Annotated in this window: 12 protein-coding genes, 1 tRNA gene and 2 pseudogenes; 12 read left to right on the forward strand and 3 right to left on the reverse strand. The window is 45.4% G+C overall.

Annotation, left to right across the window (positions count from 1 at the left end; translation table 11 throughout):
* Positions 1-159 precede the first annotated feature (159 nt).
* The 4 genes and pseudogenes from H6F63_RS09965 to H6F63_RS09980 all read left to right on the forward strand — a co-directional run bounded on the left by H6F63_RS09965 (position 160) and on the right by H6F63_RS09980 (position 2,298).
* Entirely contained in the window at positions 160-969 is an 810-nt protein-coding gene (locus tag H6F63_RS09965) for an MOSC N-terminal beta barrel domain-containing protein (protein WP_190636957.1), read from the forward strand.
* Positions 970-1,003: 34 nt separating this feature from the next.
* A complete protein-coding gene (locus tag H6F63_RS09970) occupies positions 1,004-1,294 on the forward strand; it encodes a DUF3288 family protein (protein WP_190418688.1) in 291 nt (96 codons plus the stop codon).
* 97 nt (positions 1,295-1,391) lie between these two features.
* Positions 1,392-1,529: pseudogene (locus H6F63_RS29955) on the forward strand (IS5/IS1182 family transposase); the annotation flags it as partial.
* A 535-nt stretch (positions 1,530-2,064) separates the two neighbouring features.
* Complete coding sequence (locus H6F63_RS09980) at positions 2,065-2,298, forward strand: hypothetical protein (protein WP_190636961.1); 234 nt, start codon at positions 2,065-2,067, stop codon at positions 2,296-2,298.
* A gap of 25 nt (positions 2,299-2,323) precedes the next feature.
* On the opposite strand, the gene mazG is transcribed toward H6F63_RS09980, so the two are convergent.
* A complete protein-coding gene (gene mazG / locus H6F63_RS09985; protein ID WP_190636963.1) occupies positions 2,324-3,160 on the reverse strand; it encodes a nucleoside triphosphate pyrophosphohydrolase in 837 nt (278 codons plus the stop codon).
* A 37-nt stretch (positions 3,161-3,197) separates the two neighbouring features.
* Entirely contained in the window at positions 3,198-3,791 is a 594-nt protein-coding gene (locus tag H6F63_RS09990; RefSeq protein ID WP_190636965.1) for a metal-binding protein, read from the reverse strand.
* Between the two features lie 79 nt (positions 3,792-3,870).
* Here H6F63_RS09990 and H6F63_RS09995 point away from each other — a divergent pair.
* From H6F63_RS09995 to H6F63_RS10010, 4 genes are all read left to right on the forward strand, one after another.
* Positions 3,871-3,942 (forward strand) — tRNA-Val (locus H6F63_RS09995).
* A gap of 184 nt (positions 3,943-4,126) precedes the next feature.
* The gene (locus H6F63_RS10000) at positions 4,127-4,276 is read left to right on the forward strand and encodes a hypothetical protein (protein ID WP_190636968.1); all 150 of its coding nucleotides are present in this window, start codon (positions 4,127-4,129) and stop codon (positions 4,274-4,276) included.
* Between the two features lie 32 nt (positions 4,277-4,308).
* Entirely contained in the window at positions 4,309-4,773 is a 465-nt protein-coding gene (locus tag H6F63_RS10005) for a hypothetical protein (protein WP_190636969.1), read from the forward strand.
* Positions 4,774-4,839: 66 nt separating this feature from the next.
* Complete coding sequence (locus H6F63_RS10010) at positions 4,840-6,660, forward strand: NACHT domain-containing protein (protein ID WP_190636971.1); 1,821 nt, start codon at positions 4,840-4,842, stop codon at positions 6,658-6,660.
* A gap of 246 nt (positions 6,661-6,906) precedes the next feature.
* Here the strand turns inward: H6F63_RS10010 and H6F63_RS30455 are convergent, their stop codons facing one another.
* Positions 6,907-7,041 carry a hypothetical protein gene (locus H6F63_RS30455; RefSeq protein ID WP_277876379.1) on the reverse strand — a complete coding sequence of 45 codons (135 nt, stop codon included), beginning with the start codon at positions 7,039-7,041 and terminating at the stop codon, positions 6,907-6,909.
* Between the two features lie 135 nt (positions 7,042-7,176).
* Here H6F63_RS30455 and H6F63_RS10015 point away from each other — a divergent pair, with 135 nt between their 5' ends.
* The 4 genes and pseudogenes from H6F63_RS10015 to H6F63_RS29960 form a co-directional block, all read left to right on the forward strand.
* A complete protein-coding gene (locus H6F63_RS10015; protein ID WP_190636972.1) occupies positions 7,177-8,133 on the forward strand; it encodes a phosphoribulokinase in 957 nt (318 codons plus the stop codon).
* 72 nt (positions 8,134-8,205) lie between these two features.
* Positions 8,206-8,937: a DNA repair protein RadC gene (gene radC, locus H6F63_RS10020; protein ID WP_190636974.1), complete on the forward strand. Its 732-nt coding sequence runs from the start codon at positions 8,206-8,208 to the stop codon at positions 8,935-8,937.
* 255 nt (positions 8,938-9,192) lie between these two features.
* Positions 9,193-9,543: a hypothetical protein gene (locus tag H6F63_RS10025; protein WP_190636976.1), complete on the forward strand. Its 351-nt coding sequence runs from the start codon at positions 9,193-9,195 to the stop codon at positions 9,541-9,543.
* A 42-nt stretch (positions 9,544-9,585) separates the two neighbouring features.
* A pseudogene (locus H6F63_RS29960) lies at positions 9,586-9,720 on the forward strand (IS630 family transposase); the annotation flags it as partial.

The raw sequence follows: 9,720 nt of genomic DNA on the forward strand, positions 1-9,720 counted from the left end.
GCTAAAAACTAAAAAGAAGGTAGAGAAACGATGGGTTCTCTACCTTCTTTTGTATGTGGCTTGCTTTCGTTAAAGTCCTGTATCATGTCCAAAGTTAGGAATTTCTAACTTATAACTCAAGACGCGATACATCGCGTCTCTACAACTCTTAATTCTCCCGTGCCTTACCTCACCCGGATTCTGATTTATCCCATTAAATCTCTGGACGGTGTTGCTGTTACTAAGGCAACCGTTCTCAAAAGTGGTGCATTACAGCATGACCGAGAGTTTGCCATTGTTGACGAACATGGTAAGTTTGTCAATGGCAAGCGGAACCCAAAAGTTCATTTACTACGAACATCATTTGATATTGACGCTAGTAGCGACACGATTAATCGCGTCTGCTTAGAAGTCCAGGGAACCAAGCTGGGAGGAGTTTTTCACCTCGAACGAGAACGTGGTGAACTAGAAGCTTGGTTGAGCGAGTATTTCGGCTTCAAGGTAAAATTGCTGCAAAACTCTCTTTTAGGCTTTCCAGATGATACTGATGCTTCTGGCCCAACGGTAATTAGCACTGCAACCCTGGAAACAGTTGCTTCCTGGTTTCCCGAACTAGAAAAAGGTGCGATTTCCCCCGTAGAGGAGATGCGCCGCCGCATCCGAGCTAATCTCGAAATTGGCGGCGTTCCCCAATTTTGGGAGGATCGACTGTTTGCAGAAGTTGGTATAAAAGTGCAGTTTCAAGTCAAAGATGTGCAGATGATGGGGGTGAATCCCTGTCAGCGTTGTGTGGTGCCAACACGAGACACCTTTACGGGAGAAGTTTATCCTAGCTTTCAAAAAATTTTCGTGAGTCAGCGCCAAGAAACTTTGCCTGATGGAGTAAATTTATCTCCCTTCAATCACTTTTTTCGGTTGAGCGTAAATACGCAGGTACCAGAATGGGAAGCGGGTAAAATTTTACAGGTAGGAGATGAAGTTGAGATTTAAGAATAGCTAATGGAAAAAAATTACCTTCTTCCCTATGAGTAACGAAAAAGACCAACAGCATCCTCTGTACAGTCGCGATCGCGCACTTCTTAACAACCTCTTAAACGGGGAAATTAATGATTATAACCTGGCAGAACTTGCAAGGCTACGCATTCGCTATTACGGCTTTCCTGGCGCAAGAGATATCCAACAAGACCTGGATAAAGTTCTTCAAGCATGGAACTTAACCCAAGAAGAACTCTATGAAAAAACCCGTCAAATTCACTCTCGTGGTCTTGCTTATAAAAGTCGCGCTAAGCGACAAGATACAGAAGATTGGAGTTGATTGGTACGAGATAAGAGCAATTCCTTTATAGGTTGTGGCAAGTAGAGACGTTCTATAGAATGTTTCGGAAAAGCGATGGATGACCGTTTACTTTCTTTGGGTCAGAGCGGACAATGGTCGTCCCAGCAGTCCCTCGGAAGCGATTGTCGATAGTCAAAGTATGGCGACCTCCCCGATGGTGCATAACTTGGTTGGTTACGACAACGCGAAACCCGTTAAGGGCCGAAAACGCCACCAAGTTTCATCGTGGGCGCAGCAAGCGCTGAAAGTAATGTCCCCTGCATTCCCAGAAGCGAAAGCAGCAAATCAAAGCGAACTACTCAACACCGGACAAACAGCGCTGAAACAAAAACGCTATCCAGAGGCGGTGTAATCCTTAGAAGCTTTTTGCGATTGTGCCAATACTAGCTCGAAAGACTATTTGCAGGCGCAGATGGGACTGATTAAAGCATATCAACGCACAGATTGGTTAGAGGAAGCGATCGCTTTAGGTTTTGTATTTCCGTCACTGTTCTAAATCTTTCAACTTTTCACACTTCCACACCTTTAAGGCTGGGAAAGGGGCAATGAGCACTCATTGCCCCTTTGTTTTGGTAGCGAATAGAACCAGAAAAGCCACTTTTTTACAAAAAATTTCATCGCAAATTTATCCAAGTATGGCTTTAATTTAAAGAGTATATGAAGATACACACATTCAGCATTTTTACTGAAGACCTGAGAATCGAATCACCCTTAAGTTAGGAGATACAATCAGGAAGTGGTAAAAGACAATGAGTGCCGTATCAGAGAAAGAATGGTTAGTTTGGAGAATGGCATCAGTAGCGATCGCTACTGATGCCATAGCTTTGGAACAGCTATCAAATGAACTGATCTCGCAGTACACAGACTCGGAGTTAGCTGGTATCTGGCGACAAGCAAGGCTAGTGTTGACAGAAGAAGATGAGTGCTGGCTGGAAGATGAATTGTATCGCATCCTCGTTGAGAACTCACAAGTAGCAGCTTAAAAGTTATAAGTTTTAAATTAATATATCAACATTCAAAACTCTCTTGGTTTTGCTTAGCTAGGTAAGCTTTTGCTTGTTGCCAAAGATTTTCTAACTCATCCAAAGTGTAATCTGAAAGGGGACGGTCTGCGATCGCGTCCATTTTTTTAAGCCGCCCGATAAATCGCTTATTTGTTCCCTGTAAAGCTTCTGACGGGTCTAATTTATACCAACGGGCGAGATTAATTACAGTAAAAAGTAAATCTCCCAGTTCCGCCTGCTGATGAGCTTCGTCTTCCTGTTGCAATGCTTCGTCAAATTCTGCCAACTCTTCTTTGAACTTCGCCCAAACTCCTTCCACATTCTCCCATTCAAACCCTGCCGCCGCCGCTTTTTGGGATATCTTCATCGCAGCCATCAGCGGCGGGAGTGTGCGAGAATAGCGATCCAGTTTGCGAGTCAGTAATTGGGTTTCTTCAGCGGTTTCGCCTTTTTCAGCGGCCTTGATTTGCTGCCAATTCTCGTGAACTTCCTCCACACTTTTGACTTCAACATCTCCAAACACATGGGGATGACGGCGAATCAACTTTTCGGTGATACCAGCAGCCACCTCAGTTAAGCTAAATTGACCGCATTCACTAGCAATTTGAGCTTGCAGCACCACCTGTAAAAGTAAATCTCCCAGTTCTTCTGCGATCGCATCCTGCTCACCACTACGAATTGCATCCACCACCTCATAAGCTTCCTCAATCACATAAGGAGTCAGCGTTTCGGGAGTTTGCGCTAAATCCCAGGGACAACCACCCTGAGGCGATCGCAACTTTGCAACTACCTCAATCAGCTGTTGCAGTGCAGACAATGCAGATTCAGAAGAATTAGACATAAATATCGGCTAATGGCTAATGGCTATTAACTCTTCTCTATCTTACCTTCCTTGTCCTTTGCGTCTTTGCGGTTCCTTTCTTACCTCTTCGCTTACGCTTAACTCGCTTAGGCATCAAAGCACCCACACCACCTTTTTGCAACCGCTTATAAGCAGAACCACCCCAATCGCTGAATGAGTGACTCATCGCACCCAATTCCAAACCTGCAAAAAGTGCCATCCATTCAGAAGGGTATTGAGACGATTGCAAAACCACATCCGCCACCACTTGCCAATTCCACCCCCCGCCCCAGACTAACTGCACAATAGCCGAAATCAGCAACGCTAGGAGAAACAGCCAAAATAATAGGTATAGCGATCGCAACGTCGTCCCAATAATTAGCCCATGCGAAAAAACAGAGCGATGGCGCAGACTTTTTTGGTAAGGTATCCAAATCCACCGCAACCAGCCCCAACGCTTATAAGGACGCGAGTTGAGATCCAAGTCTGGGCCAAACATCAGCCCACTGAATAAAAATCCCCCCGAAACGATTAAGGTCAGATTGCTACTGCGAGTCAACCCCATCGTCGCGCCCGCCACCATCGGCAAGCACCATAGAGTTATGCGATCGTGCGTTGCACCAGAAGGCATCAGGTGTAAATTTCTTCTTTTTGCAAACTATACACTTTTCAGAAAACATCTGCTATTATTGATTCTATTGTGTGAAATTGGGCGGTTAGCTCAGCGGTAGAGCGCCTGCCTTACAAGCAGGTGGCCACTGGTTCAAATCCAGTACCGCCCATTGATTTTTGTACGTTCGCAAATTAATGTCGTTGAGACAAATGTTGAAGCAGCGATCGCTGTAACAGTTTCCTGAAGTCGCTTTTAAAGGCTATTTTCGTAAGACTCTAAAATTTTGACTCCATCTCTCCTGTAAAGGGAGAGGCAAACTGCGTGAGTTGGTGGATTTTGACAGGGGTTTGGCGATGCAAACGATTGATCGGGGGTCGCCTCTTGTGCCGTTTTGGAGCGATCGCATCCACAAGCCTCTACAACAGAATTTGACAAGCTTTGGGCAACAAAGGAGTCCTGATTTCCGTGAAGACCTTGCAGACATTACGCAGTTGTCAGAGTAAAACTGAGATAGTGAGTTGACGGCAGAGTTGCAATGATGGAACTGATTACTTTGGCAGCAGCAAATGCGATCGCAAAAGTTGCCTTTGATAAATTTGTGGAAGGTGGCGCGGGCGAACTAGGCAAAAAGACGACTGAGGGTATTACGAAGCGGATCCAAAAACTGGGCGAAACTGTTTGGCAGAAAGCAATTAAAGGTAAGCCTCAGGCAGAAAAGGTGTTAGCTGGGGCAGCGAAAGACTCGCCGGAAGATATGCAGAAACTAAAGAATTACTTGAATGGTTTGTGGAAATCGGATCGAGCCTTTGAGAGGGAAGTTCAAACCCTGGTGCAGGAAATCCATCAGGTGATTCAGTTTGAGGACTGGGATGCTGAGAATGTGTTGAATGTGTTTAGTGGGACGGGACAACAGTTTAACAATAAAGAGATCCAGCCGAATGCATCGGTGCAGCAAGGCACGATTACGAATTACCACTACCACGGCACTAATCCCAACTGACCAGAGTCGTCGGGAGGGGCACCGCCAAAGTCAAATACCCCAAAAGCTAAACGGGAAGCATCCCAGGTGAAACTGCTGCAAGCTGTCACAACGGAAGTGCAGGGACGGCTAGAGCAGTCGTTGCACAATGCGGTGTGGCTGGCTCTGGGAATGGAGCGGCAGAACTATCGCGTGCAGCGTCCTTGGTCGGCAGCGGTAGCGCAACCATCGCAGTCAGCGGTGCCTTTGGATGCCGGAACTCGACTTGTAGAGGTATTTGATCGCCCAGAACTTGCCCGTCAATTGCTAATCCTCGGCGAACCAGGAGCGGGTAAGACAACAATGATGCTGGAGTTAGCAGAAGATTTGCTGCAACGAGCGACAGCAGACAAAGCAGAGCCAATCCCAGTGTTAATCAGTTTGTCGTCTTGGAAAAATCCGAAGCAATCAATTTTTGAGTGGCTAGTAGGCGAGTTGAAAGGGAAATATGGAATTCGTCAGGATGTGGCGCAGCTATGGCTAGAGAACAATCAACTGCTGCCGTTGCTTGATGGGCTGGATGAGGTTGCACCTCAGCATCAACCAGCTTGTGCCGTGGCCCTCAATGAGTGGTTGATAGGAGAACTTATGCAGCGCCCTTGTGGTGTTCTGATTTGCTGTCGGCGGGAAGAGTTTGAGCAAGTGGTGCGTCAGCCGTTGAACCTGTATGGGGCGATTTATTTGCAGGCATTAACCGTCGAGCAAATTGAGGACTATTTTGCTCAGTTTGAGTTGCAGGATGTGTGGCAGACGGTGCAGCAGGATGAGGCGTTGCAGGAGCTGCTGACAACGCCACTGTTTTTATCCATGTTTGGCTGGGTGCAGAAGCAGGGAAAGTTTTCGCTCTCAGATTGGCGATCGCGCACCGCCTCTGAGCGCCAAGTTGAATATTTGCTCGATACCTATTGGGAAGCCGCGATCACCCGCGAGTTGATTATCGATCCCAACGACAAGCAACAGGGCATCTTGAGCAAAACTTATGGGACAAAGCGACTGCCAACGCGCAAGGCGGTTCAACGAGCATTGGTGTTTGTGGCGAAGGCATTGGAACACGAGTCGCAGACAGAGTTTTTGATTGAGAGAATGCAATTGTCTTGGTTGCCAGAGAAACAGCAGAGAAATAGTTATAGGTTATTGTTTATGCTGTTTTTTACATCAGTATTTGCGGTGGCTAGTTTGTGGGCTAGGCGTTTTCCTGCATCGTTACTTCCTTTAGTAGCCACATTTCCTTTTCTAAAATATTTGATAACAATGGACAATATTGTTCCTACTGAAAAACTTCAGTTCAATATACTGGGAAGGTCAAAAGAACAAATTTCATCTATAGGGGTAGTGCTGAGTTTATCCTCATCGATTCTGGTCGGGGCTGCTTGGCTTACAACAAAAATAGAGTGGAGCTATTCACTAATAGTATTGCTATCTGGCGTAGCGATCAATTCTTGTGTTCGCTGGCTTATTGCAAATATGAGGGCAGAGATTCAAACTCAAGTAGTGGCAAATCAAGGTATTAAAGACTCATGGAGAAATATATTCTTGTTTGTATTGTGGGTATTGCTAGTCACTGGTATACTCTGCCTCCGTTTTCAAGTAAGCATCCGTATTTTTATAGACAGAGGGTTTTCACCTCAAGTTTTTCTTGGTTACATCATTTACATCATTGGGTTTGCATCCTTTGAGGGTGGCGGAAATGCTTTACTTCAGCATTTCGTCCTCCGCCTTGTCCTTGCCTGGAATCGCTACGCCCCCTTGCGCTATGACCTGCTGCTCAATTACTGCACTGAGAGGCTCCTATTGCAGCGCGTTGGAGGTCGCTATCGCTTCATGCACAAGCTGCTGCAAGACCACTTTGCCAAGATGGATTTGGTGTGAAAGAAGGCGATGGAGAACCTGAAAGTTGCGATTGCATTTGAGAAAAGGAAGGAATGCGATCGCTCATTCACTCCCACCCAACTTTGACCAGCATCGCTTGCCACGCCTCAATCTGCTGTTGTAATTACTGAATGCGACTCAGTTTATTCAAACAATCCCCAACTTTTTACCGCTATAAAAGCTTAAAATTCGGCTGATATATAAGGTTGAAGCTTTAGGATATTTGTCCAACGTGATAAATATTTTTTAGCAATATTTATGGATGAGTGATATGGGGATTTGGGGGAAAATGCCAATAATTTGCCGATGATTTAATTGTCGGATGCGATCGCGCCCATCGAAGCATTGAATTTTTCCCAGATGCGTCGCCGCAGATGGCACTGCACTACTTGGTGAATTGGATACCTAGATACAGAAATTTACCCAAAATCAACACAACATTTAACAATATTGAGTTGCGCCCCATTCCTCCCTAAAATTAAACCATTCTGGATTTGCTCTTGACCTGGAGGAATTATGACCCATCGTCCAATTATTCTTGGCATAGTCGGCGACAGCGCCGCTGGTAAAACAACGCTGACGAAGGGAATTGCTCAAGTCTTGGGTGAAGAGGATGTCACAGTCATCTGTACTGATGATTATCACCGCTACGACAGGAAACAACGTGCTGAGTTAGGAATCTCGGCGTTGCACCCAGACTGCAACTACGTGGATATCATGGAACAGCACCTGTCCCTGCTACAAAACGGACAACCCATACTTAAACCAATTTACAATCACCACACAGGAGCCTTCGACCCGCCAGAGTATATCAAACCAAGTAAATATGTGATTGTTGAAGGATTGCTCGGTTATTCCACTCGCGTAGCGCGTGATTGCTACGATGTGAAAGTGTATCTCGCACCGCCGGAAGAACTGCGATACGAGTGGAAAATCAAGCGCGATACCATGAAGCGCGGCTACACAAGAGAACAGGTTCTCGAACAACTGCAAAAACGGGAATCCGACTCAGAGGAGTTTATCCGTCCTCAGCGTCAGTGGGCAGATATGATAGTAACTTTCTACCCGCCTCAGGATGATGCAAAAGAAGTAAATTCCCATCTGAATGTGCGTTTGGTACTTAGACCGACTATCCCACATCCAGACATGACCAATATTTTGAGTCCAGGGAGTGACAATTCTCAATCGCCAATCCGTCTGGAACTAGACCGGGATATGAGCAAGCCAGTTGATGTGCTTGAAGTTGACGGTCATGCTACTAGCGAACAGGTTGTGCAGGTAGAGCGAGTTCTATGCAGCACAGTACCAACTTTAATGCCTTTCTGTAGCCGGGAAGGAAACCCCGATATTGGTAAGCTTATTGGGACAACTGGGGAAACGCTTCAGAGTTACCCCTTGGCTCTGACGCAGTTACTCGTAGCGTATCATATGCTCAAGGCTGCTGATATTCACCAACCGGGAATTCAAAGTTAAAAATTTAAGAATTGGGATTCTTAAATTTGGTGCTATTTGGGAAAACTAAATATAGTCTTTCCCAGTGCATTTATGACTTATTGCCTCAGAATTGCAGATATACCCCTGAGTGAGCGACCCCGCGAACGATTAATGGCTCAGGGAGCCAAAAATCTCGCTACAGCTGAACTAATTGCAATTCTGTTAGGCACGGGTCAGGGACATGGTAAACTGTCAGCTGTTGGGCTTGGACAATACATATTACAGGAATTAAGTCAATACCAGCGCGACCCTTTAGAAATGCTGCGGGATATTAGCGTTCAGGAGTTGATGAAGATTCCTGGTGTGGGTATTGCAAAGGCAGCGACAATTCTGGCGGCGGTTGAGTTGGGAAAACGGGCGTTTCAATCTCGTCCAGGCGATCGCACTACTATTGATTCTCCAGCAGCAGCAGCGGCAGCGCTAAGTCACGATTTGATGTGGCAGGTGCAAGAGCGATTTGCAGTGGTGCTGTTGGATGTCAAAAATCGCTTGATTGGCACCCAAGTCATTACTATTGGCACCGCGACTGAAACTTTAGCTCCTCCACGCGAGATTTTCCGGGAGGTGCTTCGCCAGGGTGCAACGCGGCTAATCATAGCGCACAATCATCCATCTGGAAGCGTTGAACCAAGTGAAGAAGATATTAATCTGACACGCCAGCTGTTGGTAGGAGCGCAATATTTAAGTATTCCCCTGCTGGATCATTTGATTTTGGGACATGGCGAGCATTTGAGTCTGCGTCAGACAACAAGTTTATGGGATGAGTATCCGCAGGGAGATTGAAAAAAGGCAATCATGCAATGATCAAAAGTCGCGGCAAATATAAGCCCACAGGCTTTATATTTGCTCTTATAGGGATGCTCCCATTGGCATCGCCTGATTGGTTGACCCAAAAGAATGATGTTCTTTGCTGGGGTAAGAGCAAAGATTTATATATAGCGGTCCTTATCTGTCGCAGGCATGACGCTTGTGCTAGAAACAAAAAAATATTTCATTTGTTTAGGACTGCTATAGATTACTTAATTCTTTTCATATCAAATGAAAACTATTTTGAAACCGCTATTTGCCCATATTACCGGGACTTGTGCTTTGTTAATTACGTCCGTTTCCTTATTTGGCGGACAGACTCCTGCGGCTGCTAACCCAGAGTTCAACTCGATATCTCCTGCACAAGCACAACAATTCAATCGCGGCTTAATTCCTTCAAGTTCGCAAGAGTTTTTTAGACAAGGACAGGAGAAGCTGGAAAAAGAAATTGAAATTTTGAACAGGCGGCGGCTTTTGAACTCACCTGTTCTCAAAAATGATAACTTGCCAAGGGTAGAGGATTCTTTCCCAGACAAAGAAAGCGATTTTAGGGATAATTCTAATAAGCTGTTGTGCAGTTAAATAACGTATAATCAATTTATTTGCCTGTAAGATAAAGAAGCAATGCCTGCCAAAAACTATCTCCAAAAAAGCAAAAAGAAAAACTGCAAATAGCTTTAAAAGAGGAAGAGAATGCAGATATTAGAGAAAGGATTTTAATATTATTATTGTTGAATGATGGGAGAACCCAAGCCAACA

The organism is Trichocoleus sp. FACHB-40 (assembly GCF_014695915.1).
GTDB lineage: Bacteria > Cyanobacteriota > Cyanobacteriia > Cyanobacteriales > FACHB-T130 > Funiculus > Funiculus sociatus.

Bases quoted from the DNA above. Each gene is read 5' to 3' on its own strand.
- H6F63_RS09970 (WP_190418688.1), top strand. From the start codon at position 1,004: ATGAGTAACGAAAAAGACCAACAGCATCCTCTGTACAGTCGCGATCGC.
- H6F63_RS09980 (WP_190636961.1), top strand. From the start codon at position 2,065: ATGAGTGCCGTATCAGAGAAAGAATGGTTAGTTTGGAGAATGGCATCA.
- mazG (WP_190636963.1), bottom strand. From the start codon at position 3,160: ATGTCTAATTCTTCTGAATCTGCATTGTCTGCACTGCAACAGCTGATT.
- H6F63_RS09990 (WP_190636965.1), bottom strand. From the start codon at position 3,791: ATGCCTTCTGGTGCAACGCACGATCGCATAACTCTATGGTGCTTGCCG.
- H6F63_RS10000 (WP_190636968.1), top strand. From the start codon at position 4,127: ATGCAAACGATTGATCGGGGGTCGCCTCTTGTGCCGTTTTGGAGCGAT.
- H6F63_RS10005 (WP_190636969.1), top strand. From the start codon at position 4,309: ATGATGGAACTGATTACTTTGGCAGCAGCAAATGCGATCGCAAAAGTT.
- H6F63_RS10015 (WP_190636972.1), top strand. From the start codon at position 7,177: ATGACCCATCGTCCAATTATTCTTGGCATAGTCGGCGACAGCGCCGCT.
- radC (WP_190636974.1), top strand. From the start codon at position 8,206: ATGACTTATTGCCTCAGAATTGCAGATATACCCCTGAGTGAGCGACCC.
- H6F63_RS10025 (WP_190636976.1), top strand. From the start codon at position 9,193: ATGAAAACTATTTTGAAACCGCTATTTGCCCATATTACCGGGACTTGT.